We start from the raw sequence: 25,824 nt of genomic DNA on the forward strand, positions 1-25,824 counted from the left end.
TTTTTTAATGGCATAAGTGTTCCTACTATCTCCCATCCGCGTTTCTCTATGTAGTGGAAATACCTCTTTGCATATATTTCCTGTCAATCAACCATAATACGGGTAGCTTTCCAGTGGTTGGTGATGAAATGAAATTCAAGAAGAAAGATAAGATGAAAGAACTGATTGAAACGATGAATTCCTGCAGCTTGATTGAGCTGGAGGGTATACCGATTTCGCCTCGATTGGATGAGAACATTGATTTGTTGAAAAAAATGTTCTCTGATTGCTCCGATTTTGTCTTAAGAGAATTCCGTCAAAAAAACAGTGTGCGTGCGGTTGCAGTCTTCGTAGATGGGCTGATTGATACGAAAGAGGTCAATTCAGCACTGAAATCGTTAATGGTGCTTGAAGACGGCGATGAAGATATAAAAGTAATAGAAGAGGCGCTTTTGCCCGTTTCCCAGATGGGAAGAGTAGACGATTACAAAAAGCTGTTACAAGCTGTGCTTTCAGGGGATACGGGCATTCTCGTAGAGGGAAATACAGAAGCGCTGACGCTCGGAATCCGTGGAGCAGAAAAACGCTCCGTCAACGAACCAGAAGGAGAAGCGGTCGTACGGGGGCCACGTGAGGGCTTTATCGAAAATATTCGTACCAATACCTCGATGCTCCGGCGAAAATTGCGAACACCTCGATTAAAAATGAAGTCCTTGGTGGTTGGACGTGAGACGAACACGAATCTGGTGGTTGCCTTTCTTGATGGGATTGCTGATCCAGAGATCGTACAGGAGGTCACTGGCCGAATCAGCAAGATCAATATGGATGCGGTGCTGGAAAGCGGATATATCGAAGAGATGATCCAGGATAACACGTATTCGCCTTTCCCGCAGGTGATGTATTCAGAGCGACCTGACACGGTAGCAGCGGCATTGCTCGAGGGACGTATCGCGATATTTGTGGACGGGACACCGATGGTTTTGATCGTGCCTGTTACGTTTTGGATGATGATGCAGGCCAGCGAGGATTATTACGAGCGATTTCAAATGGCCACCCTTGTTCGATTGCTGCGCTACATATTCCTCGTCATTTCACTCATTACCCCTGCCTTATATGTGGCCATTACTACTTATCACCAGCAGATGCTGCCAACCACGCTCCTTTTAAGCATTGCGGCTGCTCGGGAGTCCATTCCTTTTCCGGCTATTGTGGAGGCTCTAATCATGGAAATTTCCTTTGAAGCCTTGCGAGAAGCGGGGATTCGTCTCCCGAAAACAGTCGGGCAAGCCGTCAGTATTTTAGGCGCACTGGTCGTTGGTCAGGCAGCCGTACAGGCGGGGATCGTTTCTGCCCCCATGGTTATCGTCGTATCGCTCACAGGGATTGCCTCGTTTACCATCCCGCATTTTAATGCATCGATTTCACTGCGGATGCTGCGTTTTCCGATCATGATTGCAGCTTCGATCCTCGGCATCTATGGGATGCTGGTAGCGTTATTGCTCATCCTTGGTCACATGGCTAACCTACGTTCTTTTGGTATTCCTTATTTATCCCCGCTAGGACCGATGTCGATCGGCGATCTCAAAGACGTACTGATGAGGGCGCCATGGTCGATGATGGAAAAACGCCCGAGCTTTTTGGGTGTTCAAAATGCAAGGCGTATGAACGATGGTTATGCTAATTCGATTCAACAAAGAGGAGGGCAATCCGGGGTGACAGGCAACAGTGATCCGAATGAGGTGGGGAAATCGTGAAGGCTGTTACCCGAATTTTGGTGCTGTCGCTCTGTATGTTCCTAGTATCTGGATGTTGGGATCGCCGTGAAGTAAATGATATAGCGATCGTCATTGCGATGGCGATGGATAAGGAACCAGACGGTAGGTATCGGTTATCCATCCAGGTTCCGCTGGTCAGTAGCCTCGGTGCACAGTCCGGAGGTGGTGGAGGTACGAGTGGTGACAAGAGTTACTATGTAGATTCTGCAGTAGGCAGGACGATCAGGGAAGCAAATAATTTGATCCAAGCAAGAATGTCACGAGAAATTTACTATTCCCATCACCGGATGATTGTCATAGGTGAACAATTAGCGAAGGAGGGCATGTCGGAAGTATTGGATATCGTCGCGCGCTTTCCCGAAAACAGGTTGACAGCGTATATTGTCATGACGAGAGGCAAAGGGATTGAATTGCTAACTGCCCAACCGCAATTTGAACGTTTTTCAGGTGAAGCGATGCGTGAGCTGGTCAAAATGGGGGGCATTAAGGTATCGCTTAAGGATGTGGCTCAGATGCTCAGTACACCAGGGGTTGATGCAATTTTGCCCGTTTTGGCAGCAGTGGATTCCCATCCAAAAGGAAAGTCAAAAGAAATAGAGGCGACGGGGGTAGGTCTGTTTCGACACAACAAGCTCGTTACCATTGCGAAGCCGAAAGAACTGACTGGCTTGCGATTGTTCCAGCCTAATTTTACACCGTTTTCAGTCGTGCTGCCCCTTAACAAGCATGAACAGCTTACGATTATCTACTCGAAAGGAAGAGCGAATATCAACCCAGAGATCAGGAAAGGACACGTCCATTTCAATATTGATCTCTATGCTTCTGCTGTTGTAACAGAGAATATGTCAAACCTCGATCTCGAGAAAGAGAAAAATATCAGAATGCTGCAAGCGAAGCTCGCTGAGCAAATCAATAGCGGTGTGAAACAGACGATGCAAACGATTCAACGTCACCGATCAGACTTCATCGGGCTAGGAATCACATTGTCAAGGAATTATCCACAGGAGTGGCGAGTCCGGTATCGGAACAGATGGAATGAGGAGCTTCCGAAAATTACTTATGAAATCAGAACCAAAGTGAACATGGCCAATTTCGGACAGACAACGAAAAATATTACCCAAGGTGAAGATGATCATGAATAGAATCTTTCTAGTCTTTTTCGTCGCCATGCTGTTACTTTCGTTTGGAGAATTTATCCTCAAGCGAAAAGGCATGGAGGGGAGGCAGAAGCGAGTCATTGCTATTTTCTACACCTTAACCATTGCTTGTCTTATCGCTTTGCAATTCCAGTATTATCAAGTGCTACCTGCGAGTCATATCATGAATATTTTATCACCCTATGTTAAGCAGTGGGTGGATCAGTTCGTATTAGGAGGCCAAGTATGATTCACAAGCAAGTTGTCAATCACCGGCAAATTGCCTGGCTGGTCGGCAGTGTCTTGATGACAGGAATGATGATCAGTTTCTTGAAGTCTGTCGTTCAGGTAGCTAAGATGGATGCTTGGTTCTCTCAAATATTACCCATCTTTTTTGCGATTCTGATCGCCTATGTTTTTAGTGGGCTGGTTGAGGCGTACCCAGGGAAAAATATCTTTGAAATCTTGTTTATTATTGGCGGGAAGTGGATTGGTGGAGCTGTCAATCTGCTCATTTTGTTTTACATTTGGATCATCCTGGCGATCGATATTAAAGGGGTTGCTGATTTTTTACATATCTCGTTATTGCCAACCACACCATTGGAGATCATCTTACTCGTCTTTGTCCTGCTGATGATGTACTATGGCAAAACGAGTCTCGAGGTGGCGGCACGGGTGAATGAATTTTATTTTCCTCTATATTTCATCATGTGCATATCGCTGTATTTCCTGTTGATTAATGAATACAACGTGGAGCGCTTGGAGCCGATCTTGACCAGCAGCTTGGATCGGATCGTGGTCAGTAATTTTATGCCTCTTGGTGTGTATGGGGATATATTTCTGATCGGAGCGTTTTTGCATGCCATTGTAGAACCACGACTCTTTTATGCTGCCATGAAGCACGGGGTCATCATTGTTGGCTTTGGGACAACGATTCTGTTGCTCATTTTGCTCGGGGTGATGGGCTTCATTATCGCCGGTCGGCTGAATTTCCCCATCTATATTCTTGTGCAGCAAATTCACGTCACAGATTTTCTGGACAGGGTCGAAATGATTCTTTTTAGCATTTGGTTCCCTGCTTTTACGATCAAGGTCATCGTCGCTTATTTGGCATTTTTGGTCGGGGTTGGATCGTTTGGTGGACAGCGGCATTATAATACATTCAATGCTCCGTGTGGATGGTTTATGGTTGTATCGTCCATATTCGGCTTTCCAAATATAGCGCATATTGATCAATTTATTAGCTATAGCTTGCCGGTGATTGTGCTCGTCTTCCAATTGCCGTTGGCGCTCTTTTTGCTCATTCATGTAAGGCGAAAGAACAAAGGAAGGGAGCAAAGCCTCATTCCCGAGGGAACGAAGCTTTATCGATTTTACCGGACGATGGTGTGGAGCACAACAGTCTGCTTGATTGGTTGCGTGCTCGTCATTATAGTTGGGGACATTTTTAAAAACAAACCAGCAGTAGCAGGGGTTGCGACAGCCGTTGCGTATATTGTCTTGTTAATGATTGCTTTGTTGACGAGCTACGGGGAAATGCAGGCTCTCAACCATGGAAAGCAAAGGCTGGGGAGGGCAAAAGAGTCTGGTTCGTTCCGACAATGAAGAAGAGAATATCGTGGTTACGAATTGGGGAGCTAGTATTTTTCTTTGAAACTATTTTTAATTCTGAGGTAAAACAAGGTTCAAAAGGTTGTTTAGTCGCTGCGATTCACCTTATCGATAGCCTGTAGTCCACTCGTATAACGGGTGGGCTTTTTTCTTGTTTTGCGATCGTCATAGGAACGGAAAATACCCGTGACTGTACTTCCATATTCCATCTCTCAAACAAATGCTCTGTTCATAGGTTAGTTCACATTGAATTCGTTGATTAGCTATGGGGTACATAAGGTTACTCGGTTCTGAACTGTGGCCTAACCCCAAGATGTGACCAATCTCATGAGCCAATGTAGATGGCGCAATAGCGTTTGCATTAAGAAAAACGGAAGGGCGATGCTTAATAATTCCGTACAAGGCAAGGTGTTCAGAAGGACTGGCCCTCTTCCATTTCCGCAGCAACAAAGATAGTTTTTCGATTGCCCGCAGATTGCAGAATGTTGCAGCACCGGGTATATGAACGCCAGCAGATATACCATCAGGAGGGATTGCAATAAGGTAGTAGATGTTAATACAAGGTAATCGTTGTTTTGATTTTCTCCAACCTCCTGCACGAGCGGTTTCTATAAAAAAATCCCGTAAGTCGTGCGATGAGTGGAAGCTATGCTGAAGCCTGTCATTCTCGAAGACATCATTTTCTTCATGAAACACGAGATTCATCCATGGAAAACCATTCACCTCAGCGTTCCTATCAAAATAATGTTGCGCATAGACAACGTTTTGTTTCACCGTAGACTTGGCTATTTCCAAATCCTCAAATGCACCCTTCTGTACCATCACATTTAATGAGAAATGTGCGGTTTTTCTCCTCGTTGGAGAGTTAGACATTATTGATCACTCTTTTCTTCCTGGACTTTTTTGTACGCTTGGCAAATACCCGAATTGAGGAAATGAAGTGACGAACAAGTTGTTCCGAGAATATCTTGCAGCAAGACGAACTGAAGTACTTTAACTCCCCTGGTAGTAGGTTTTGTTGATCATGGGTTGAGAGAATTAGGGTTTTTAAGTAATGCCCTAGGACATGAAAAAGGGAGGAAAACAAGTGAGCAGTGATTTCAGGAGAGATTTTGAAAGTATGGAAGTAAACAGGATAAATGCAAGCAGCATGTTTTATGATAGTAGTAGTGATTCTGGGGATTTATACCAATATCGATGCGGAGACAGATGCGGTTGTAGAGACAGATGCGGTTGTAGAGACAGATGCGGTTGTAGAGACAGATGTGGTTGTAGAGACAGATGTGGTTGTAGAGACAGATGTGGTTGTAGAGACAGATGCGGTTGTAGAGATAGATGCGGTTGTAGAGACAGATGCGGTTGTAGAGACAGATGCAGACCCAGATGTTGGGACTAATGTTGGGACAGGTGTCTAGAGGGTAAGAAATAGATATGCTGATAGAAAGGCCATAATCCATGATTATCGTGGGTTATGGCTTTTTTTCTTCCCCATCATTTTTTGACAAGAAGGACAAATTGCAGAGCATAAGATCAAAATAATTGTGAAAGGCATATTTCCGAAATCAGGTCACGGGAGGAGGCATAAAATGACATCTGTCAACCCATCCATGCGACTAAAAGTAAAAGGGGATACGTATTACGTTCCTGATCCAGATGGGCGAGTGTATTTTCAAAACAATCTAGGATCATTTCAGATGGAAGGGAAGGGAATTGACAAGTGGATTGAAAAACTGATGCCCTTGTTTAACGGGGAACATACTTTGGAAGAATTGACAAATGGCCTGTCTGACCAGCGTAGAAATCACATCTATCACATTGCAGACATGCTGTACCAAAACGGCTTTGTCCACGATTGGAGCAGTCAGCTTCCACACCAGTTATCCAAGGGAATTATGGAGAAATACGCTCCTCAGATACAATTTTTGAACAGCTTCACTGATTCCGCTGCCTATCGTTTTCAGTTGTACCGTCAAACCAAAGTGCTGGCCGTTGGCTCTGGTCCCCTACTTTCTGCTTTGGTTGCAGCATTGTTGGAATCAGGATTGCCTGCTATATACATAGTCACTCCCCATTCCACCAGGACCAATCGGGAACGTTTGTGGGAATTGGCAGCACATGCTCGAAAAGAGGACTCCGAGGTAAAGGTGGAGGAAATTTACCTGCAAAAAAATGATCGGGATGGTTGGCAGAAGGCTGTGCAGACTTTTCAAGTTGTCTTATATGTACAACAAGAAGGCGACCTTGAGGAATTGCGGGAGCTTTCTTCGATTTGCAAGGAAGAAAACAAAATCTTTATTCCAGCTATTTGCCAGGACCAAGTTGGAATTGTGGGGCCAGTTTTACGCCCAGATGCAGATGGATGTTTTGAATCGGCCTGGCGTCGAATCCACCGATCTTCTTTCAACAACGGCTCTTGTTTCAGCGCTTATTCCGCCATTTCCGCTGCCATGTTAGCAAACATCGTTGTGTTTGAATTGCTTAAGACCATTACAGGGACATCTGGGCAGGAAAATAAAATCTTTCTCATGAATTTGGAGACGATGGAAGGAGAGTGGCATCCGTTTACCCCTCACCCTTTGGTGACTGGTGGTGTACGTGTGAAATGGGTGCAGGACACGAATCTACTTTTTGAACAACGTACCCATCAAAATGGCTCATATGATTTGCCAGCATTCTTTGGTTCGTTAACATCGGATCAAACAGGAATTTTTCATACTTGGGACGAGGGGGGATTGGAACAACTCCCATTGGCGCAATGCCGAGTGGTAGTAGTTGATCCTATATCCGAAGGTCCGGTAGAGTTACTTGCTGACATCGTTAGTTCAGATTTGACGCATGATGGAGCTAGGCGTGAAGCGGGATTGGCGGGAATTGAAGCGTATGCATCGAGAATGGCTAAACCGCTATTTGGGACGGAGGAATTTGTTGGAATAGGTGCGGGTGAGACAGTTCCGGAAGCCGTTACCCGAGGATTGCAAAAGTGTTTGACAGCAGAGCTGCGTAAACATCTCGAAAACCACCAAACTGCTGTTTATCCAGTTGAGCCAAACTCAATAGAAGATAAACAATCTCTTTTTTACTTACAGGCTCTGACAATCATGAACGGCCCACCAACGGTATGCCTGGGGGAGGAAATATCAGGCTTCCCGGTAGTCTGGATAGGGACAAATGATCGCTGGTATTACAGCGTATGCTTACATCTGACTATGGGATTGCGCACCGCATTGCAGCAGGCGTTATGGGTAAACCATACCCCAACTCTTAGCCAAATAACGACATATGGGATTCATCCGTCCTCCATTGTAGTAAAAGAAAAGCTTCCACACAGTTTGGTCATCCCCACAGTTGAAGAGGCAGCACACTCCGAAATGTTGCAAGCCGCCTTGTCCTCTTTGAGACGAAACAATAAAGAGCTGTTCGTATGTGAATTGGAATTGGAGCAAGTCTTCAAAGAGGAATTGGCAGGAGTATTTGGTGTGCTGTTACGAAAGGATGAATCCTGATGAGCACAGTCCTGATGATTGTCGGAGAGGGATTGTTAGCGGATTTCGTATATCGGAACTTGTCCAGTCAATACAGTGTCGTGCAGCAGCCTGATTATAAGGCTGATATACCCAAAGAGGTGGAATTGGCTTTCGTACTGCATGATTTCTGGCATCCTTCCATTCATCTGCAGGCTGAAGAGGTGTTCAAGAAGGCTGGCATTCCTTGGTTAAGGGGCTTTGTTTCATTTGGAGAGGGCGTAGTAGGACCATTCGTGGGACCACATATGCAAGGATGTCCGCAGTGTGCCGACTTCCGAAGACTGATGACCCGCAAAAACCGGAGAGATCTGAGGGAAATTCAACTCCAGCTAAAAAATCAAAAGAAACGACAGCGTGATGCATGGGCATCAAATACGGGAATGTACCAATTGGCGAACATGATCACAGCGGAAGCGCAAAGAGTGTTACAGGGCAGTCGCCCATATACAGTACAAAGAACAAGAATCCATTTGGTAAACTTGCAAACGCTGGCGACCTCAGAGCACTTCTTTTTGCCAAATCCAATATGTGAGGTATGTGGGGAATTGCCTGAGGATACACCTGAGGCCGCAAGTATTACTCTTCAACCAAGACCAAAGGCAAATCCCAACAGTTATCGAATCAGTTCGCTAGATGTTTTGAAGGAAGTCCTCATTCAGGAATATCTCGATTTTCGAACTGGCATGATCAACCAAAAAACCAAAGACCAACTGACCCCATTTGCCGTCATGAGCGTGAATCTGCCGATGATGAAGTCTAATGAAGGAGCAGCCGGGAGAACACTTTCTTATGAGCAGAGTGAACTGACAGCCATCCTGGAGGCATTGGAGCGATACGCAGGTCTGCATCCACGAGGCAAAAGAACGGTCATCTGCGACAGTTATGAGAAGGTGAAAGACCACGCGCTCAACCCGGTGAAGATCGGGCTGCATTCGGAGGAACAATATGCAAGTCCTGATTATCGTTTCCAAAGGTTTGATCCAAAACGACCCATGAATTGGGTATGGGGTTATTCATTTTTTAAGGAGAAGCCAATCTTGGTACCAGAATCGATTGCTTACTACGACCTGGAAGATGACTTCGTCTATGAAAACTCCAATGGTTGCGCGTTAGGCAGGTGTTTAGAGGAGGCCATTTTCTACGGTATATTGGAAGTGGTGGAACGAGACGCATTTCTTTTGACATGGTACGCACAACTGCCTTTACCGCGGCTTGATCCTGCATCTGCGAAAGACAAAGAATTGCTCTTGATGATTGAGAGAATAAAAGCAGTGGCAGGCTACGATTTGTATTTGTATAACGCGACAATGGAGAATGGGATACCAAGTGTTTGGGCCATTACGAAAAACAGGAAACAGAAGGGAGTCAATCTCGTCTGTGCCGCCGGGTCTCATCCGGATCCGTTGCGAGCTGTAAAAACCGCGGTACATGAACTGGCCGATATGCTGTTAACACTGGATGAAAAATATGAAACGCATCGGGAAGAGTTTCTGCAAATGCTGCACGATCCCTTCCGGGTGCAAAGGATGAAAGACCACGGGATGCTGTACAGTCTGCCTGAAGCGGAAGAGCGACTGCACTTTTTGCTTTATGATGATCGGCCCATGCGAACATTTGACGAGGAGTTTAAGCCGCAGGCAGGTCATCATGACCTGACGGATGATTTGAAAGGCATTCTGCAGATTTTTAAGCAATTAAACCTCGAAGTGATAGTGGTTAACCAGACGACACCAGAAATGATCAGAAACGAACTGTACAGCGTGAAAGTTCTGATCCCAGGGATGCTGCCGATGACGTTTGGCTATCACTTAACCCGCTTAACAGGACTGGATCGTGTCTTGAACGTACCCATGCAGCTTGGCTATACCAAACATCCCCTGACATATGAACAACTGAATCCGCATCCGCATCCATTTCCATAGGTCTTGAAGTAGGAGGAAAAAGTATGCGCAGGGATGTATTTTTGCACAATCTGCTGTATGATGTCGAAAAAATTATCCCCGCCGACTGGACAGTAGATTGGGAAGATTCCCCTCTGGTTTATAAGATCTATCTCGAGCTGCCTGTCGTGCCGCTTTCGTTAGAAGTTCCGCTGTCTCTTGAACACGGCAGAAAAAAACAGTCATCGAAGCCAACCATTCATGATATTGGCCATTTTCTCTGGGTCACATTTGGTCTTACTCGAGTGTCTGATCCAGGTAATGACTGGGATTCCTTCGACCAAAGATCAGAGGAGTTATTCCGAAGATTTGTTCCGTCTGGAGGGGCTTTGTATCCAAGCGAATTATACGTGTATGTTAACTTGGATGACTTGCCCGAGGGAGTGTACCATTACGACGCTGCCCATCATCGTTTGGTGTTGCTGCGCAAAGGAAATTGCGATTCATATCTGACAATGGCTCTGGGTTACTATTGTGACATGTCGGAGTGTTTTGCTGCAGTATTTGTATCGACAATGTTTTGGAAAAATTTCTTTAAGTATCATAATCTGTCATACCGCCTCCAAGGTTTGGATGCAGGGGTACTGATTGGCCAAATGCTTGAAGCAGCGAAAAGGTTTGGTTTTACAACAGGTGTTTACTATCAATTTCTCGATCGAGCCGTCAATCATCTGCTGGGACTGAACCAATGGGAAGAAAGCGTATATGCGGTGATTCCTCTCTCGATAAAATCAGATATCAATTGGTTTGCCCATAAGCGTGAAGGAATGGCAAGTGTTTGGGATATAGAATTGTATCGGAAGTTACCCGCTGTTCAGCATCATTCCTATACCCGTTCTCGAAGGATAAGAAAATATCCCATGCTGATAAAGTTGAATGAGGCATCAAAGTTCGAAACAACGGACTGCTTTTTGCGGGTACGGGGAGAAAAAAAGCCTGCCCTTGGAGGTCCTTCTTTGGCATTACCAAACGTAAAACCTCTAAACTGGGATCTCATGGAGGCAAGCCGAAAGAGGTTTTCACCTGGTGAGCACTTCGTTTTACGCGAAGTGAGTCAACAGCAATTAGCCACTCTTTTGCGTGAGGCGACAAATGCTTTCTTTTACCGTAATGATCTGGATCGAATAGATATCCCCGAAACCCAAAAACAACCGAGGTCTCGAGTTTCGTTGTACTGCTGTCTCTATTCTGTGGAGGATATTCCCGCTGGCGCCTATTATTATGACTATCCTTCCCATAAATTAAGGCTCATTCGTCTAGGAGACCATCGCCCCATATTAAAACAGGCAATGACTAGAAGCGACTTCAATTTACTCGATGTTCCGATCTGCCTGCATGTAGTAGGGGACTATCATTACTACAGACATAAACTCGGATACAGAGGATATCGTATTCAACAAATGGAAGCGGGTATACTTGTACAAAAATTACTGTTGGTAGCTTCTTCGATCGGATTGGCAGGCCATCCGCTTCTCGAGTATGATGCAAAAACATGCGATAAAATCTACAAAATCACGAATGTAAACCAAAGCTGTTTAATACAAGTACCTGTTGGGCCCTATCGTTTACCCAATAGGTTAACCGGACATTTGTACGTATAGGAAGGAGCTGGAGCACACTTAAAAAGACAGCAATTACGCAGCGACCGTTACCCGATATTCCAATGGGGAGCGGTCGTTTCGTTTTCCGCATGGAAAATTTCTGAAAGCGAATTTAGTATGAAGCACAACAAAAACTCCCATAAAGAAGAGTATAAGATGAATACTACATTTCCCATTTCTGAGGTGAAAAATGAATCCAATTATACCTATGGAGCCAATTAGTTGTGAGGAAATACCCAAAGGGGCCGACTGGATCGCCCAAGTTAAATGGGATGGGGTTCGAATCCTAACGTACTTTGATGGACAGGGAACTCGTTTATACAATCGGAGAATAAATGAGCGGACTCACCAATTCCCAGAGTTAGCTCAAATACAGATTTATTGCAATGCTCGCTCGGTGATCTTAGATGGATTATAAGTTGTTATAATGTGCTTTATTATGGACGCTGTCCCCATCTAGCTCACTTGTTATTTTCACTCTAAAGCCAGACTCCTGATAACGTTGGGCAATTTCCTTCGCCAAATACGTTTTGCCACAGAAGGATACCCTGTCAGCAGCAAGCAGTCTAACGACATCCTCCGTGATGGATTGCCCGGAATCGCGGTCTGTAAAGGACTATGGAATTCTTTCGATTTATAGAGATTATTATGAAGACCAGAACGGTAAAAAAATTGAAATAAAAGCAATTGGAATATTAAACACTTTTTATAACAAATAGTAGTGTGGTCATCAGATAACGTTGAACTAACGGGTAGGTTTGCATAATAACTAGCCTTGCTAGTGATAATAAGGGGTGAAAAGTTTGGTTAGTTTCATAATTCAAATGATTATTTCCATGGTATTAATTATTATCGCACTTTATTGTTATATATCACGTAATATCACTATCTTGTTTTTGAAGTCACTGTTGATATATTCTCTTGAGAAAATTCATACCACGTTACATCCCTTTTAGCATCTTCTTCTTTAACAAAAGCTTTATATGAATCTTTAGTAACTAGTTTATTATTGATGTAGTATGCTGTGGCGAATGTGGTGAATGATTCATCAGTAGCACTTGATTCATGATAAGCTAAGTTGTCAATTTCACAGGAATTGGTTTGGAATCTTAATTTTCCATATCCGTTGTAAGTTAACCCGCCGCTTAACCATCTAAATGTTCCGTCAGTTTTAAGATCACTTATCTGGTCCTTTCCAAAAAAGTAGCCATAGACTTCACCGTTCATATAATGCAGGACTTCAACAAAATTTGGATTCTCATCTACTGTTAATCCAAGAACAACTTCAGGTATTTTGTCACCATCCATATCAAGCACGGCAAAGTGATTTATTTTAGATGTAGTTCCATAAATCTCGTTATTAGTTAAAAAATCATTCAAATATACCTTTTTCTTAGTTTCTATGCTGTAAAATTCAATCTTATTTTGCAATACTAACTTATATGCTTCCATTGCTAAACTCTTATTGTTCTCAGGTTTACTTTCAGAAGGAGTAATATGGGCAGAAGAAGTAATTGCTGGAACACTGGTGTCAGAAATTTTATTACTACTTGAGCTACTGTCATTATTTAGGTTTACACTGCTTTTATTGGTGGAACACGCAGTTATTGAAATACTTAACAGAAACATAAGAAGCACACACTTAATTTGTGATTTCATTTAATCTCTCCTCAACTATTTGCTTCTGTCGCAATAATCTCAAGTTCGCTTTTTTAACTGGCATTCATGATTCCCATATTTTATTTCTAACATACTTTAAACTGAAATTAGTTGCAATTTTATTACAACAATGTTAGTAGCGTTGTATTAAAAACATCACATGAAATTGAGGTTAAGGATTAGGTTGATAGTCCTCCTGGGATTTGTTGTAAAAGATAGTTATAGAAATCAAGGTATAGGCAGCGTGTTGATTGAACGTCTTGAACAGTGGGGAAAGGACAATGGTTTTTCTGGAATGAAACTGTTATCCCACCCAAGTCGAATACATTCTCACAGGTTCTATAAACGACGAGCCTATATGTTTACAAAGGACCAATAAAATTTCATGAAAAAATTCGAGGACGAAACTAACGGAGATCGATAGCTTCGCAAAAACATCCGAGGCTGCTGGAAATGTGATCCGGCAGCCTCGTTAAGCTATTGGGCAGTTTTGCTTAACCTCTAAAGTTCCAATAGTAGAATAAACATTTAGGACTTTCCGAAGAAATCACTTTAGGGTGACTTATTATTGGTTAGAACCAGATCCAAGAAGGTATTTATTTTGTAACGTAGAATATTCACGGGAAAACGGGAAAAAGACGAAGGAGAGGGTCGGATGGAAAAGTTGATCGAGGAGTACGGCCAAGGCTATGCGTTGCTGCGAGAGACTGTCGAAGGATTGTCTGAGGAAGAGCTGCGTTTCCAACCTGCACCGAACAAATGGAGCATCCATCAGATTTTGATTCATGTGACGGATTCCGAAATCCTGTCGACACATCGGATGAGAAAAGTCTTGGCGGAGGAAGAACCACTTCTGCAATCATTTGATCAGGAAGCCTGGGTGGATAACCTAGGATATGAACGGTTAGACCTCGAGCAGCATCTGCTCCTGTTCCAAATGCTGCGGGCCAGCATGAAGCCGATTCTGGAAAATCTGACTGCCGAGCAGCTTGAACGGGTGGGGATATATCCCGATGGAGCGCGGTACATGTTTAAAGAGTTGCTGGAAATTCGCGTCCAGCATGTCCATGACCACCTCGCCCAGATAGAGCGGGTAAAGCAGGCATATCGGGAGGATCGGATATAACACTAAAATGCTAGTTTTGATAAAACTAACGAGTATCGTTAGCTTAATAAAACAGCAGCGAATCTAAGACTTTATTTTCAGGTCTTAGGTCGCTGCTGTTTCAAATATTCGGGTTCAGTCTAAAACATTTTTTTCAACGAACGATTGGTCATAACATATTAGTTTTGGGAAAATGTACAATCTGATACAAGCGTGTTAACAATAGCTTGAACACTGGGATGCCTCATCGTTTTTCCTGGTGTCCATTCCATAAACTTCACTTTAACTACAATCTCAGGTTTGACCCAAATAGCGTCTTTACTTCTGTCAACTTCAAAGCTAAAAGGACTGTTTTGTATTGTTAACGGTAGTATCTTCTGTGTTAGTTCATACCAAGTCTTTTTACTAAATTTCGCAGTACCTGCATGTCCAATATATATTAGTTTTCCATCGTCGTTGTATAAACCAAGAAGTAACGAGTTTACAATTCCATTTCGAAGTGTTATACCTCCGATAATAGCGAAGAGGTCCCGGAAGATTTTCTTTTTCTGCCATCGTTTATCTTTACCGTTAATTGCATAAGTACTGGAAAGATCCTTGTAAACGATCCCTTCCATTTCGTGTTGTTTCATTATCTCGTATAGTGCGTTTGCATCGTTAAAATTTTGTACAATCTGTACATTTGGTTGAGGTATAATGATCTGTTCAAGCAATTGGTGTCGCATTGTTAATGGCTGATCAATAACCCAATCACCATTGTAATACAAAACGTCAAAAATCATGTAGGTCACAGGAGTTTGATTAATTTCAAGATCAATACTTTGCTTATTTCGTAAACTGTCTCTTTTCATGATTTCATAAAAGGATGGCCTACTACTGTCAAAAGCAATAAATTCCCCATCGAGGATAAAGGAGGAACCTGAACAATAGGTTTTTACATCTAAAAATTCGGGATACTGTAATGTTCGATCATTCAATTTCCTGTTGACTAGGCGTACTTCACGACCATCATAGTAGGTTAACATTCTTACACCGTCCCACTTAATTTGTGCAATCCAGTTATTTCCTCCTGGCAAACGATCAGCACTTATGGGTTCAAATGGTATGATTGGATTAATATCCATAATTCCTCCTAAATCGAGATCAATTACTGATATTGTTCCCAATTTAGGAGAACAGCCAATCATGCACTAACTAACAGGATAAATATGTTTCTGTACAGTTTTGACGATAGGTTGTAGTTGTTCATTCGTGACACCTCTCATCTTAAGCTGAGGATAGAGGTAGTCAATAGCTCCCAACAACCGGCTATTTTCACTGAATTTTACGAAACTTTTTTGTTGATTAAGTATTGGATTCGAGCTATACTAATAACGAATTGGGCTATATCTGGTTGAGCTGTTCCTTCCTTCCGTGGTACGTCCACCACACCTCATGGGAAGGAGCGCTCTCTGATATGGCCCTCTTTCGTGATCAATCACGTTGGAAATGTTTGAATTTCATTCTCTTTAACCCTTTTTTAATTGATCTGCAATTAGTGACTTGTTTATAATGACTGTGCGAACTCATTTACGAAAGAAGGAATTGACTTGCCGTTTCTTCGATTTAAAGGCTTTGATCATCAAGATATTCAGCCTATTTCTCAGATTCTTATCGAAGAGTTTTCCCAAATTGCTGAAGTAGCCCAGGAAAAGGTCAAATTGGAGCTGCTACAGGTAGAACAACTGACGAACAGTCCTTTGTCAGTAGAGATCATGATGTTTCCGCGAGACCAAAAACAGCATGACGCGATCGCTAGCGCCATACACGACGTCTTGAAGAAGCAGGGCTTTCTGAATGTCCATATTTTTTTCATCCTGCTATCGCCAACTCTCTATTATAAAGAAGGACTTCCGTTGCAAGTCGGAATGACGAAATAAGCAAGAAGAAGGTCGAGATCCTGCAAGTGGATTTCGACCTTTTTTTGTGAACGTATAGGAATTTGTAAAATTTCGGAGCGCATGGAAACTTTCCGCTAAAACGCGGTCGCTCCACTTTGAAAAGGCCTCGATAGAGGTTTTTTTATGACTATTAATAATAGAGGCTTTCTGTCTGCAGACACTTGGCGCATGTTCGAGTGAGCGGTGTTTCGATATAAACATGGGTGCAGTTCTGTTGAATCAGTCGCAACTGCTGCTTGGATTGCTCTAGCTCTGCTTCAAGTCGCATGATCCTTTCGCGTAAACGGCTGGCTTCCTCCATATGCATCCTCCTTATTACGACTGATACAGACGGCTTCCTTGCTCGCGGAACTCACGCGCTTTCTCCTGCATGCCTGCGTGGATGGAAGAAGCTTCTTGGGCAGACTCCTGCTCATTTGCAAGATGACGGATGTCGTGCGATATTTTCATACTGCAAAATTTAGGCCCGCACATGGAACAAAAATGCGCGGATTTGGCTGCTTCGGCGGGTAAAGTTTCGTCGTGATATTCGCGAGCGCGTTCCGGGTCCAGGGATAAGTTGAATTGATCCGTCCAGCGAAAATCGAAGCGAGCTTTGGATAAAGCGTCATCTCGCTGCTTCGCGCGGGGATGTCCTTTTGCGAGGTCAGCGGCATGGGCTGCGATTTTGTATGCAATTAAACCGTTGCGGACATCCTCTTTATTGGGCAGGCCGAGGTGCTCTTTCGGTGTCACATAGCAGAGCATGGCTGTTCCGAACCAGCCAATCATGGCAGCGCCAATGGCTGAGGTAATGTGATCGTAGCCAGGGGCGATGTCTGTCGTGAGCGGCCCAAGCGTATAAAACGGTGCCTCATGGCAAATGGTTAGCTGCTTATCCATGTTTTCCCGGATCAAGTGCATAGGGACATGGCCGGGTCCTTCAATCATGACTTGCACATCGTGCTCCCATGCTATTTTTGTCAGCTCACCTAATGTCTCGAGCTCGGCAAATTGCGCTTCGTCGTTCGCATCCGCGATAGAGCCAGGGCGCAGACCATCCCCGAGAGATACGCAAATATCATACGCCTTCAGAATTTCGCAAATTTCAGCGAAATGCGTATACAAAAAGTTTTCCTCATGATGTGCGAGGCACCAAGCAGCCAAAATCGATCCACCGCGGGAGACGATACCCGTGACACGTTTCGCTGTCATCGGGATATAGCGCAAAAGTACGCCAGCGTGAATGGTAAAGTAATCGACGCCTTGTTCCGCTTGCTCAATCAAGGTGTCTCGATAAACTTCCCACGTCAAATCCTCCGCTTTTCCATTTACTTTTTCGAGTGCTTGATAAATGGGGACCGTTCCGACTGGGACGGGACTATTGCGGATGATCCACTCGCGTGTGGTGTGAATGTGTTTGCCAGTCGACAGGTCCATAATAGTGTCAGCGCCCCAGCGAACCGACCAAATCATTTTTTCGACTTCTTCTTCCATCGAGGAGCTGACAGCGGAAGTTCCAATGTTGGCATTGATTTTTACATGAAAGTTGCGGCCGATGATCATCGGTTCGCTTTCGGGATGATTGACGTTTGACGGGATGATCGCACGTCCGGCGGCGATTTCTGCCCGAACAAATTCAGGGGAAACGCCCTCTCGAATGGCAACGTACTCCATTTCCGGTGTGATGATATGTTTTCGGGCATAATGAAGCTGGGTAACAATTTTCCCGGCTTGTGCTCGTTTAGGTTTGTAGTCTTCTCTTGGAAAAGAAGGGAGTGCGGTTGCCTTTTCTTCGCTTCTGATTCCGTCGTCGACTAGCTTTGGCTTACGACCCACATACGTTTCCACATCCTTTCGCTCATCAATCCACTCATGGCGTATGGAGGGAAGACCTGCTCGAATGTCAGCGACATAATCAGCTGCGGTATACTCGCCACTTGTGTCATAAACACGCAGAGGTGGGTTGGGTGTGGAGCCAAACAGTCCTTCAGTAGGGTGAAGGGAAATTTCGCGCATCGGGACACGAATGTCCGCTCGACTACCTGTTTCGTATACTTTGCGACTGCCTGGAAAAGATGACACCAATGACATAAGAAAAACCTCCTTGTTTTGGTTGCACGAAAGCGAGAACCGTTTAGGGAGGCGAAAGAAACTGCCCACGAAAAAGCGCCACATGAAAACAACATGCGACGCCAACGCGAGAGTAGAGAAGAAACGGGTATCCTAAAGATACACGCATCTTATCGTGTCGTATATGACATTCCTCCGCTGGCATTACCCAGTTCAGGTTCAACGGTCGATGGCACAGTACCATCCTCTCAGCCTGGTGAATTCCAAGCTCCCGTGCTTTTTTATTTCGGATTGCAAGATTAGGATAACGGGAAGTCCAGTTAATTTCAAGGAAAATTTTCCAGAGAAATATTGCGGGCGTGCAACACATTTTCCCCCCCTCTATTCTCGTGAATCGGACTAAAACTGTTTCTGTAGACCCACATGAACCCTATCTGTTACGATGAAGTTCGAAAAAAAAGCAACTGTTTCCAGATGCCTTGATTTACCTAGGTTGCGGAGCATGCTTGAGATGTTTTTTGAGGTGATGAGGTATGGATGTTTATTCGGATTTAAAACAAGGAGAGCGTGGCGCGTGGGTGAGTATTTTCGCCTACATTTTCTGCTCCGTATTAAAAATAGGGGTTGCGTACGTAACTGCGTCTGAAGCATTAATGGCGGACGGACTTAACAACTCAACGGATGTCGTCGCATCGATTGCTGTTCTGATCGGTCTGCGTATTGCTAGGAAACCGCCAGATAAAGACCACCCGTATGGCCATTTTCGTGCCGAGACGATTTCAGCACTTGTCGCTTCATTTATTATGCTATTTGTCGGAGTTCAAGTCGTCACGAATGCCGTACCATCATTGCTTGATCCACATCACGCGGCACCTGACTTGTTGGCGGGGTGGACAGCACTTGCGACCGCAGTAATTATGCTGTTTGTATACCGCTACAACAAAAATCTCGCCATCAAAACAAACAGTCAAGCACTGCTTGCAGCGGCCGCAGACAATCGTTCAGATGCATTCGTCAGCATAGGGACATTTATCGGGGTAGCTGGCGCACAGTTTCAATTGCATTGGCTCGATCCTTTAGCTGCTTTTGTCGTTGGTCTCATCATCTTGAAGACTGCATGGGACATTTTCAGGGAGGCAACACACCGTTTGACAGATGGCTTTGATCAGACCAAGCTCGAAGATTTGCGGACGACGATTTCCTCGATTTCAGGAGTGAAGGATATCAGTGACATCAAAGCCCGCTACCATGGAAGCAGCGTACTGGTTGATGTAGTGATCCATGTAGACCCAGGTCTGAATGTGGTGGAGAGCCACACAATCACCGAGAAAATTGAAGAACAAATGCGCAAGATCCACCGAATTAACACCGTTCATATCCATATTGAACCATGCAGGAAGATGGCGCCAAGCTAGATGTCCTGATGTGAATACAAAAAACCTGTCCAAAAGTGGGCAGGTTTTTTACGTACAGCTTAGACGGTGGTAGCCTTCTTTTTGCGCAAAGTTTTTGTTGTAGAAGTGGTCGCAGTCTTTTTCGGACTGGCAGAAGCCTTTTTCGCGGCTTCATCTGTCTCCGACGAAGAAGCTGCAGTAGTGCGTTTTCGCGCAGTCTTTGCCGGAGTAGGTTCCGGATCGATTTTGATGGGTGCTGCGGCTTGACCGGCTGTGGACTCCAAGCTTTCTTTTAGAGCTTGCATGAGATCAATTACATTCGTTCTTGCCACAGTAGGCGCAGTTGCGATCTCCTGACCCTCGAGTTTTTTCTCAATCAATTTTTGCAGGTCGGAACGATATTCATCTGTATATTTTGCAGCATCAAAAGGGATCGTCATATTGCTAATCAGCTCGGTTGCCATCTTCAGTTCGTTTTCCGCTAATGAGACAGTTGCTTCCGGCAAGGCAGGTACTTGACTGACAGGCCGGACCTCATCTGGATAAAAAATCGTCTCCAGCATAATGCAATGTTCATAGAGACGGATCACCGCCAAGCTTTGGCGATTACGCATCGTTACTTGTGCAACGCCGATTTTTCCTGTCTGTTCCATGGCGGAGCGGAGCAATGCGTATGCTTTTTCGCCAGTGTCCTGTGGAGATAAGAAATAGCTCTTATGAAAATAGACAGGATCGATCTCCGACAAGTCCACGAAATCAAGGATTTCGATGGCTCTTCGCGTTTCAGGCGTAATGGCTTCGAGATCATCATCGTCAATCATGACAAAATGGCCTTTTTCATATTCGAAGCCGCGGATGATCTCGCTTGCATCGACTTCACGCTGGCAGTGGGGACACATTTTTGTGTACTTGATAGGGGTATTACACTCTTTATGCAGTTGGCGAAAGCGAATATCGCGCTCTTCCGTTGCAGTAAACATGCGAACAGGAATATTGACGAGGCCGAAGCTAATTGAGCCCTTCCACACCGTATGCATACGGATACCTCCTTCACAGCCATTTTCGTATAGTATCTGTATCAAAAGAGAAGAAGCGCCGAGGGAATTGAAGGTGGAAAAGTAAAAAGCCAACCGTATGAGGCATGACGGCTGGCTTCCCTGCTGTTATTGTCCGTGCTTGATAATGTCCGATTGGTCTGCACGCGATTGCATATCTCGCGCTAGCTCGACATCCTTGCCAGTGCGGTCCGCGATGGACTGGGCTTTGGACGCCTTCAGCTTTTGTTCAGACGGTTGCTTTGCTGCCATGAACGACTCACTCCTTTCAGGCAATCTGGATGTACAGGTTGTTTGAACACGCACATGTAGTATGCTCCTGCGCACAAAAAAATACCCCACCGCCAAAAGACGAGGGGCAGCCGTTCAACTCCTCCCAATAAGGGAGCAATGGCACGAAATGCTCCTATCAGACACGTCGTGCGCCAAAGTGAACAGGCTTTCAATTATGGGAGAGGAGAAACCGGAGGAAGAGCTTATGGGGAAACGTAAGTCTTCTCCGCGGTTGTCAGCGACACCGTTGCGTCGCTATTCATCATCTTTTCCAAATCAGGTAGGTTGTATACATTTTCTATACATAAAATTTTCCAGTTGCTAATTTTACGGGTGTATGCAGTTGTGATAGTATGATATCATTCTCAGTCTTAGCAATTCGCGTCTGACGATATACGTTCAGAATAAAACATACATACGAAAGCTGACAGGTGAAAAGAGTATGCGAGTCATCGCTGGAGAACACAGAGGAAGACGGTTGGCAGCAGTTCCAGGCAAAGGAACCAGGCCGACAACCGATAAAGTCAAAGAATCGATTTTTAACATGATTGGTCCGTATTTTGATGGCGGATGGGCATTGGATCTGTACGCTGGAACAGGCGGACTTGGAATTGAGGCATTGAGCAGGGGAGCGGAACGAGCTGTTTTCGTGGAGCGAGATCCAAAAGCATTTGCTGTCGTAAAACAAAATGTTAGCACCTGCAGACTGGACGAGTACACAGAGCTGTATCGAATGGATGCGGATCGCGCCATACGTACACTGAGTACGCGCAGCCAGAAATTTGACCTCGTCTTTTTGGACCCGCCTTATGCACAGCAAAAAATTGTCGCAGAGATTGAGCTGCTACAGGAGCTGGGAATGCTTGCGGACGGCGCGTGGATCGTCGCTGAGCACGATATCGCTGACTCATTCCCGGATGCCATCGGTCATTGTGTAAAAGATCGGGCGGCAAAGTATGGTGATACGGCTGTTACCGTATATTATTACGATTCAGAGCCGGAAGCATAATGGCTATACAACGTCCTTAAGGGGCATTAAGGGAGGATTACACGCTATGGCAATCGCTGTTTGTTCAGGAAGCTTCGACCCAGTTACCTATGGGCATCTCGACATTATTGCGCGAGGTGCCAACGTTTTTGATAAGGTTATTGTCGCAGTCTTGATCAATTCAAAGAAAAACTCATTGTTCAGCGTAGAAGAGCGTGTCGAATTGCTTCGTCAGGTAACGGCTGACATGAAAAATGTAGAAGTGGACTCTTTTGACGGGTTGTTGATTGACTATATGAACAAAAAGGGTGCACAGGTGATCGTTCGCGGTCTTCGTGCCGTTTCTGATTTTGAATATGAGATGCAAGTTGCCTCCATTAATAAAAAGCTCGACGAAAATATCGAAACGTTTTTCATGATGACGAACAATCAATATTCGTACTTGAGTTCAAGTATTGTGAAGGAAGTGGCGAAGTACAAAGCGAGTGTCGCTGATCTGGTGCCGCCGATCGTAGAAGAAGCGCTGAAACGAAAGCTGGCCGAGTAGATTATCGCGTCTTGCTGCGGTTCCAATGGAAAAGAGTCAAACTGCCAATCAAAAGAATCGCACCGACTCCAATGGCGATTCCTCCTGATAGGAGCAAGGTCTCCCACCAGCTCGTCGCAGATATGGCGGATGTCGTATGCACAAAAACGGGAACAGCTTTTTCAATGAACCAGGAGCTGACAGTGGCAAGAGGCCCCCAAAAGATAAAGGTTAAGATCGCAGCAAGCAAAGCATGCAATGATCTGGCAATCAAATAGGGACCGACACGAATATCGGTTTCACTCAAAATACTCGCGACCTGCGCATGTACACTCAAACCGCCCCAGGACAAGACAGCGCTGGCAATGGCAGCCTTCCAGACCAAGGAAACGCCATCCGGTACGATGCTCGCAGCCTGTGCGCCGAGAGTGACTTCGAACAATCCAGCCACGATTGCTTGGGAAAAGGCTGGGGGAAAACCAAAGGGACCGAGAAAAATCGAGAGTACTGTACTAATAATCTGCGTGAGATGAATTGTGGAAAAGAGTTGGATAAGTACCGAAAAGACAATGATGAAGCCACCGATCATGAGCAATGTGTTCAGAGCGGATTGTACGGCATCTCCCATTAATTTTCCGAACGGTCGTCCATCGCGGACCCGTGCTCGGTGCATCGCTTGCAAGGCTCGTATGGGAAGCGGCAACGAATTTTTCTCCAACGGAGCTGACGTGATGGCAAAAGGCGCGTGAAAGCGATAAATCACGCCCATGATTACTGCTGACAAATAATGAGTCATGGCCAAAATAATGCCCATTTGCTCACTGTGGAAAAAGCCGATTGCCACGGCTCCCATGACGAATAAGGGGTCTCCTGTCGTTGTAAAAGATACGAGGCGCTCTCCCTCGGCCTTTGTCACATTCCCTTGCAGTCTCAATCGAGTTGTCAGCTTCGCAGCTACCGGATAGCCGGAAGAGAAGCCCATAGCCAGCACGAATCCGCCTGTGCCGGGTACATTGAACAGGGGGCGCATCAAGGGCTCCAGTAAAACGCCGACGAAGTGGACGACACCTAGTCCCATCAGCACCTCGGAGAGCACAATAAAGGGAAGAGTAGAGGGAAAAACTACCTCCCACCATATTTTAAGACCGCGTACGGCAGCTTCAAATGAAATCTGCGAGTAAGCAACCAGTGAAATCACGATAGAAACTGTCGAGAGGGCGAGCAACAAAGTAAGTATGGGTGAGTGGCGTGACATGGATTCCTCCTGAATCGAAGAAAAGTAGTAGTACATGTCTACGTGGCAGGCGGGAGAACTATGCGTAAGCTTGGTCGACGAATATCTCCCAAGTGTGAAAGGAATAGTGATGTACCACATAGGCTGGTTACAGGGAGGGGTTATTCCATGCAGACAAAACGTAAGCCGATCGTGGGTGTAGCACTTGGTTCTGGCGGCGCTCGTGGTTTTGCGCATATCGGTGTATTGAATGCGCTGGAAGCACACGGAATTCAAATTGACATGCTGGCTGGCTCCAGTATGGGCAGTCTGATTGGCGCAGTCTATGCAAACGGAATTGAACCACATATGATGGGGAAGCTCGCCCTGAATTTAAAACGAAAGCATTGGCTTGATCTGACCGTACCGAGCATGGGCTTCGTAACAGGGGAGAAGATTAAGCAATTAATTCGCTTGTTGACGCATGGGAAGCGTCTGGAGGAGCTGGACAAACCGCTTGCCATTGTTGCAACGGATATCGAATCAGGAGAGCGAGTTGTTTTTCGCGAAGGACCGATTGATCAAGCGGTGAGAGCCAGTATCTCAATACCGGGTATCTTCGTACCTGAAAGAGTAGGGGATCGGCTATTGGTCGATGGCGGTGTCATTGATCGTGTGCCCGTGACTGTACTGCGTGAAATGGGTGCGGATATCGTTATCGCTGTAGATGTTGCCCAATTCGATACGCGGATGGAGGTCAAAAGTATTTTTGACGTGATCGCCCAGACGATTGATGTGATGGAAAGGGAAATTCTGCGGCATCGAATCATTGCGGCTGATATCGTAATCAGACCGGATGTTGGACACTATAGCAGTATCGCATACACGGGTGTAGAAGAAATTATCGAGCTAGGCGAACGTGCGGGTGCCGAACATATAGAGCGCATCCAGGAACTAATTGCAAACTGGGAGGCAAACGAATGAGTGAGGATCAGCTTTCTGCCAATAGACGCAGACCTACAGGAACCAGAGGCTTTAGCTGGATACTTGCCTTGGTTTTTGTCTTGTTAGGTATTTCTTTTTTTGTCCCGACGAATTATTACGTGAGTCGTCCGGGCTCAGCGATTGAATTAGGTCCGATGATTGCCGTGGAAGGTGGTAAGAAGGACGAGACGGGCTCCTTCATGCTCACAACGGTTCGAATGGGCGAAGCTAATCTGCCGTGGTATTTGTATGCTAGTATGGCACAGGATGTTGAACTGATGCCCAAGGAGCTGATTGTCAGCCAAGGAGAAGACAGCGAGGATTTTATTCGTCGGGAACAGGCAGTCATGGATAATTCACAAAAAATTGCGGAGGCAGTCGCATTCCGCCTTGCAGGGTTTGAAGTGAAGATAGAGAAACAGGGCGTTTGGGTGATGGGAACACTGGAAGGATTCCCGGCCCATAAAGTATTGCAAATTGGTGATGTCATTACGTATGTAGATGGGGCGCGCACATCTGAAGCAAAGGATTTGCTGGCAGCCCTCTCCGCAAAAAAAGCTGGCGATCAAGTCGAAATTACGTACACAAGAGATGGACAAGAGGCCAAAACGATGTTAACCTTGGAACCACTACCTGAATCGAAGTCAGTCGGGATCGGCGTACGCCCTGACAACAAACAGGAAATCGTGATTCCGAAAGAAGTAACCATTGCCTCCCAAGGAATCGGTGGTCCTTCTGCAGGATTAATGATGACGCTGGAGATTTATGACCAGTTAAATACGGAGACGGATTTGACAAAAGGCTATAAAATTGCAGGAACAGGTACGATTTCGTTGGACGGAAAAGTAGGCAGGATCGGTGGCATCAATCAAAAGGTAATCGCAGCAGACAAAGCGGGCGCAGAGATCTTCTTTGCTCCACAGGATACGCCAGATGCGAACTCCAATTTCGAGGAGGCGTTAGCTACTGCCAAGCGGATCGGAACGTCAATGAAAGTAGTTCCGGTCAAGACGGTAGGAGAAGCGATTGCGTACTTGAATGGACAAAAACCGAAATCAACCTGAGCAAA

The 25,824-nt window shown here is 45.2% G+C and carries 24 protein-coding genes, 1 pseudogene and 1 riboswitch; of the genes and pseudogenes, 17 read left to right on the forward strand and 8 right to left on the reverse strand.

What is annotated here, in order from left to right:
• Positions 1-152 precede the first annotated feature (152 nt).
• Genes AB1L17_RS00340 through AB1L17_RS00355 form a run of 4 tightly spaced genes read left to right on the forward strand, consistent with a single transcriptional unit; the run spans position 153 to position 4,495 of the window.
• Positions 153-1,733 carry a spore germination protein gene (locus tag AB1L17_RS00340; RefSeq protein WP_412843224.1) on the forward strand — a complete coding sequence of 527 codons (1,581 nt, stop codon included), beginning with the start codon at positions 153-155 and terminating at the stop codon, positions 1,731-1,733.
• The gene (locus AB1L17_RS00345) at positions 1,730-2,896 is read left to right on the forward strand and encodes a Ger(x)C family spore germination protein (RefSeq protein ID WP_412843223.1); all 1,167 of its coding nucleotides are present in this window, start codon (positions 1,730-1,732) and stop codon (positions 2,894-2,896) included. The genes AB1L17_RS00340 and AB1L17_RS00345 overlap by 4 nt, the downstream gene beginning before the upstream one ends.
• Positions 2,889-3,140, forward strand: a complete 252-nt coding sequence (locus tag AB1L17_RS00350; protein ID WP_412843222.1) for a hypothetical protein — start codon at positions 2,889-2,891, stop codon at positions 3,138-3,140. The genes AB1L17_RS00345 and AB1L17_RS00350 overlap by 8 nt, the downstream gene beginning before the upstream one ends.
• Positions 3,137-4,495, forward strand: coding sequence for a GerAB/ArcD/ProY family transporter (locus tag AB1L17_RS00355; RefSeq protein WP_412843221.1), 1,359 nt, complete (start codon positions 3,137-3,139; stop codon positions 4,493-4,495). Before AB1L17_RS00350 ends, AB1L17_RS00355 begins: the two co-directional genes overlap by 4 nt.
• A 171-nt stretch (positions 4,496-4,666) precedes the next feature.
• Here AB1L17_RS00355 and AB1L17_RS00360 read toward each other — a convergent pair whose 3' ends face one another.
• Positions 4,667-5,374 (reverse strand): matrixin family metalloprotease, encoded by a 708-nt coding sequence (locus tag AB1L17_RS00360; protein WP_412843220.1) that lies wholly within the window; start codon positions 5,372-5,374, stop codon positions 4,667-4,669.
• A 284-nt stretch (positions 5,375-5,658) separates the two neighbouring features.
• Here AB1L17_RS00360 and AB1L17_RS00365 point away from each other — a divergent pair, with 284 nt between their 5' ends.
• From AB1L17_RS00365 to AB1L17_RS00385, 5 genes and pseudogenes are all read left to right on the forward strand, one after another.
• Positions 5,659-5,916 (forward strand): hypothetical protein, encoded by a 258-nt coding sequence (locus tag AB1L17_RS00365; protein WP_412843219.1) that lies wholly within the window; start codon positions 5,659-5,661, stop codon positions 5,914-5,916.
• Positions 5,917-6,087: 171 nt separating this feature from the next.
• Positions 6,088-8,004: a putative thiazole-containing bacteriocin maturation protein gene (locus AB1L17_RS00370; protein WP_412843218.1), complete on the forward strand. Its 1,917-nt coding sequence runs from the start codon at positions 6,088-6,090 to the stop codon at positions 8,002-8,004.
• Positions 8,004-9,947, forward strand: a complete 1,944-nt coding sequence (locus tag AB1L17_RS00375; RefSeq protein WP_412843217.1) for a TOMM precursor leader peptide-binding protein — start codon at positions 8,004-8,006, stop codon at positions 9,945-9,947. Before AB1L17_RS00370 ends, AB1L17_RS00375 begins: the two co-directional genes overlap by 1 nt.
• A gap of 23 nt (positions 9,948-9,970) precedes the next feature.
• Positions 9,971-11,566 (forward strand): SagB family peptide dehydrogenase, encoded by a 1,596-nt coding sequence (locus AB1L17_RS00380; protein ID WP_412843216.1) that lies wholly within the window; start codon positions 9,971-9,973, stop codon positions 11,564-11,566.
• Between the two features lie 190 nt (positions 11,567-11,756).
• Positions 11,757-11,978, forward strand: a pseudogene (locus tag AB1L17_RS00385) (ATP-dependent DNA ligase); the annotation flags it as partial.
• Between the two features lie 473 nt (positions 11,979-12,451).
• On the opposite strand, the gene AB1L17_RS00390 reads toward AB1L17_RS00385, so the two are convergent.
• Positions 12,452-13,225, reverse strand: a complete 774-nt coding sequence (locus AB1L17_RS00390; protein WP_412843215.1) for a hypothetical protein — start codon at positions 13,223-13,225, stop codon at positions 12,452-12,454.
• Between the two features lie 160 nt (positions 13,226-13,385).
• On the opposite strand from AB1L17_RS00390, the gene AB1L17_RS00395 reads away from it, so the two are divergent.
• Positions 13,386-13,604 carry a GNAT family N-acetyltransferase gene (locus AB1L17_RS00395; protein ID WP_412843214.1) on the forward strand — a complete coding sequence of 73 codons (219 nt, stop codon included), beginning with the start codon at positions 13,386-13,388 and terminating at the stop codon, positions 13,602-13,604.
• 276 nt (positions 13,605-13,880) lie between these two features.
• Positions 13,881-14,351, forward strand: a complete 471-nt coding sequence (locus AB1L17_RS00400) for a DinB family protein (RefSeq protein WP_412843213.1) — start codon at positions 13,881-13,883, stop codon at positions 14,349-14,351.
• 158 nt (positions 14,352-14,509) lie between these two features.
• Here the strand turns inward: AB1L17_RS00400 and AB1L17_RS00405 are convergent, their stop codons facing one another.
• Positions 14,510-15,454: an ATP-dependent DNA ligase gene (locus AB1L17_RS00405; protein WP_412843212.1), complete on the reverse strand. Its 945-nt coding sequence runs from the start codon at positions 15,452-15,454 to the stop codon at positions 14,510-14,512.
• A gap of 465 nt (positions 15,455-15,919) precedes the next feature.
• Here AB1L17_RS00405 and AB1L17_RS00410 point away from each other — a divergent pair, with 465 nt between their 5' ends.
• A complete protein-coding gene (locus tag AB1L17_RS00410; RefSeq protein WP_412843211.1) occupies positions 15,920-16,249 on the forward strand; it encodes a DUF1904 family protein in 330 nt (109 codons plus the stop codon).
• 151 nt (positions 16,250-16,400) lie between these two features.
• On the opposite strand, the gene AB1L17_RS00415 is transcribed toward AB1L17_RS00410, so the two are convergent.
• Together AB1L17_RS00415 and thiC are read right to left on the reverse strand one after the other, a co-directional pair.
• On the reverse strand, positions 16,401-16,571 hold the full coding sequence (locus AB1L17_RS00415; RefSeq protein ID WP_412843210.1) for a hypothetical protein: 171 nt from the start codon (positions 16,569-16,571) through the stop codon (positions 16,401-16,403).
• Between the two features lie 14 nt (positions 16,572-16,585).
• Entirely contained in the window at positions 16,586-18,343 is a 1,758-nt protein-coding gene (gene thiC, locus AB1L17_RS00420) for a phosphomethylpyrimidine synthase ThiC (protein WP_412843209.1), read from the reverse strand.
• A gap of 151 nt (positions 18,344-18,494) precedes the next feature.
• Positions 18,495-18,607, reverse strand: a riboswitch (TPP riboswitch).
• Between the two features lie 248 nt (positions 18,608-18,855).
• On the opposite strand from thiC, the gene AB1L17_RS00425 reads away from it, so the two are divergent.
• Positions 18,856-19,737: a cation diffusion facilitator family transporter gene (locus AB1L17_RS00425; RefSeq protein ID WP_412843208.1), complete on the forward strand. Its 882-nt coding sequence runs from the start codon at positions 18,856-18,858 to the stop codon at positions 19,735-19,737.
• Positions 19,738-19,796: 59 nt separating this feature from the next.
• Here AB1L17_RS00425 and ku read toward each other — a convergent pair whose 3' ends face one another.
• The gene (ku, locus tag AB1L17_RS00430; protein WP_412843207.1) at positions 19,797-20,753 is read right to left on the reverse strand and encodes a non-homologous end joining protein Ku; all 957 of its coding nucleotides are present in this window, start codon (positions 20,751-20,753) and stop codon (positions 19,797-19,799) included.
• Between the two features lie 126 nt (positions 20,754-20,879).
• Positions 20,880-21,023 (reverse strand): hypothetical protein, encoded by a 144-nt coding sequence (locus AB1L17_RS00435; RefSeq protein ID WP_412843206.1) that lies wholly within the window; start codon positions 21,021-21,023, stop codon positions 20,880-20,882.
• Positions 21,024-21,486: 463 nt separating this feature from the next.
• On the opposite strand from AB1L17_RS00435, the gene rsmD reads away from it, so the two are divergent.
• Together rsmD and coaD are read left to right on the forward strand one after the other, a co-directional pair.
• Positions 21,487-22,053 carry a 16S rRNA (guanine(966)-N(2))-methyltransferase RsmD gene (gene rsmD / locus AB1L17_RS00440; RefSeq protein WP_412843205.1) on the forward strand — a complete coding sequence of 189 codons (567 nt, stop codon included), beginning with the start codon at positions 21,487-21,489 and terminating at the stop codon, positions 22,051-22,053.
• A gap of 46 nt (positions 22,054-22,099) precedes the next feature.
• Entirely contained in the window at positions 22,100-22,579 is a 480-nt protein-coding gene (coaD, locus tag AB1L17_RS00445; protein WP_412843204.1) for a pantetheine-phosphate adenylyltransferase, read from the forward strand.
• 1 nt (position 22,580) lies between these two features.
• On the opposite strand, the gene ylbJ is transcribed toward coaD, so the two are convergent.
• Positions 22,581-23,813 carry a dipicolinic acid transporter SpoVV gene (gene ylbJ / locus AB1L17_RS00450; RefSeq protein WP_412843203.1) on the reverse strand — a complete coding sequence of 411 codons (1,233 nt, stop codon included), beginning with the start codon at positions 23,811-23,813 and terminating at the stop codon, positions 22,581-22,583.
• A 147-nt stretch (positions 23,814-23,960) separates the two neighbouring features.
• Between ylbJ and AB1L17_RS00455 the strand changes: the two genes are divergently transcribed.
• The gene (locus AB1L17_RS00455; RefSeq protein WP_412843202.1) at positions 23,961-24,755 is read left to right on the forward strand and encodes a patatin-like phospholipase family protein; all 795 of its coding nucleotides are present in this window, start codon (positions 23,961-23,963) and stop codon (positions 24,753-24,755) included.
• Positions 24,752-25,819 carry a SepM family pheromone-processing serine protease gene (locus AB1L17_RS00460; RefSeq protein WP_412843201.1) on the forward strand — a complete coding sequence of 356 codons (1,068 nt, stop codon included), beginning with the start codon at positions 24,752-24,754 and terminating at the stop codon, positions 25,817-25,819. Before AB1L17_RS00455 ends, AB1L17_RS00460 begins: the two co-directional genes overlap by 4 nt.
• The last annotated feature ends 5 nt before the right edge of the window (positions 25,820-25,824 follow it).

It is taken from the genome of Brevibacillus jepli (assembly GCF_047229145.1).
In the GTDB taxonomy this organism is placed as follows: domain Bacteria; phylum Bacillota; class Bacilli; order Brevibacillales; family Brevibacillaceae; genus Brevibacillus.

Coding starts and splice junctions, on each gene's coding strand:
- ylbJ (WP_412843203.1), bottom strand. CDS start 23,813: ATGTCACGCCACTCACCCATACTTACTTTGTTGCTCGCCCTCTCGACA.
- AB1L17_RS00435 (WP_412843206.1), bottom strand. CDS start 21,023: ATGGCAGCAAAGCAACCGTCTGAACAAAAGCTGAAGGCGTCCAAAGCC.
- AB1L17_RS00360 (WP_412843220.1), bottom strand. CDS start 5,374: ATGTCTAACTCTCCAACGAGGAGAAAAACCGCACATTTCTCATTAAAT.
- AB1L17_RS00455 (WP_412843202.1), top strand. CDS start 23,961: ATGCAGACAAAACGTAAGCCGATCGTGGGTGTAGCACTTGGTTCTGGC.
- AB1L17_RS00405 (WP_412843212.1), bottom strand. CDS start 15,454: ATGGATATTAATCCAATCATACCATTTGAACCCATAAGTGCTGATCGT.
- coaD (WP_412843204.1), top strand. CDS start 22,100: ATGGCAATCGCTGTTTGTTCAGGAAGCTTCGACCCAGTTACCTATGGG.
- ku (WP_412843207.1), bottom strand. CDS start 20,753: ATGCATACGGTGTGGAAGGGCTCAATTAGCTTCGGCCTCGTCAATATT.
- rsmD (WP_412843205.1), top strand. CDS start 21,487: ATGCGAGTCATCGCTGGAGAACACAGAGGAAGACGGTTGGCAGCAGTT.
- AB1L17_RS00355 (WP_412843221.1), top strand. CDS start 3,137: ATGATTCACAAGCAAGTTGTCAATCACCGGCAAATTGCCTGGCTGGTC.
- AB1L17_RS00390 (WP_412843215.1), bottom strand. CDS start 13,225: ATGAAATCACAAATTAAGTGTGTGCTTCTTATGTTTCTGTTAAGTATT.
- AB1L17_RS00460 (WP_412843201.1), top strand. CDS start 24,752: ATGAGTGAGGATCAGCTTTCTGCCAATAGACGCAGACCTACAGGAACC.
- AB1L17_RS00415 (WP_412843210.1), bottom strand. CDS start 16,571: ATGGAGGAAGCCAGCCGTTTACGCGAAAGGATCATGCGACTTGAAGCA.
- thiC (WP_412843209.1), bottom strand. CDS start 18,343: ATGTCATTGGTGTCATCTTTTCCAGGCAGTCGCAAAGTATACGAAACA.
- AB1L17_RS00400 (WP_412843213.1), top strand. CDS start 13,881: ATGGAAAAGTTGATCGAGGAGTACGGCCAAGGCTATGCGTTGCTGCGA.
- AB1L17_RS00425 (WP_412843208.1), top strand. CDS start 18,856: ATGGATGTTTATTCGGATTTAAAACAAGGAGAGCGTGGCGCGTGGGTG.
- AB1L17_RS00340 (WP_412843224.1), top strand. CDS start 153: ATGAAAGAACTGATTGAAACGATGAATTCCTGCAGCTTGATTGAGCTG.
- AB1L17_RS00395 (WP_412843214.1), top strand. CDS start 13,386: ATGAAATTGAGGTTAAGGATTAGGTTGATAGTCCTCCTGGGATTTGTT.
- AB1L17_RS00375 (WP_412843217.1), top strand. CDS start 8,004: ATGAGCACAGTCCTGATGATTGTCGGAGAGGGATTGTTAGCGGATTTC.
- AB1L17_RS00370 (WP_412843218.1), top strand. CDS start 6,088: ATGACATCTGTCAACCCATCCATGCGACTAAAAGTAAAAGGGGATACG.
- AB1L17_RS00350 (WP_412843222.1), top strand. CDS start 2,889: ATGAATAGAATCTTTCTAGTCTTTTTCGTCGCCATGCTGTTACTTTCG.
- AB1L17_RS00365 (WP_412843219.1), top strand. CDS start 5,659: ATGATAGTAGTAGTGATTCTGGGGATTTATACCAATATCGATGCGGAG.
- AB1L17_RS00380 (WP_412843216.1), top strand. CDS start 9,971: ATGCGCAGGGATGTATTTTTGCACAATCTGCTGTATGATGTCGAAAAA.